This window comes from Limosilactobacillus coleohominis, assembly GCF_016901675.1.
In the GTDB taxonomy this organism is placed as follows: domain Bacteria; phylum Bacillota; class Bacilli; order Lactobacillales; family Lactobacillaceae; genus Limosilactobacillus; species Limosilactobacillus intestinavium.
Map to the genome: position 1 here is coordinate 1 of NZ_JACJKU010000213.1, position 245 is coordinate 245.

Annotated in this window: 1 pseudogene; it reads right to left on the reverse strand. The window is 49.4% G+C overall.

Features of this window, described 5'->3' with window-relative positions:
- Window positions 1-245, reverse strand: a pseudogene (locus tag H5975_RS08550) (IS30 family transposase); the annotation flags it as partial.

The following is a 245-nucleotide window of genomic DNA, read 5'->3' on the forward strand; positions in this document are numbered from 1 at the left end:
ATTGTCAGGCGACTCTTACGCTCCACAAAAGTAGCCACAGCTTGACCTTTACGCTTGCCAGAAAGCACGGTGTCAGCTTCAAAGTGGCCAAATTCCTGGCGAGTTTCGACCTTATGAGGACGCTCCTCAATTGAGCGGCCGTGACTGAACGTACCACGCTTTTCTTTAGCGCGATGACGACGAATTCCATGATCAGGCAAATCGGGCAACTGTACATCAAGCCATCCTTGATCAATCCAGTTATA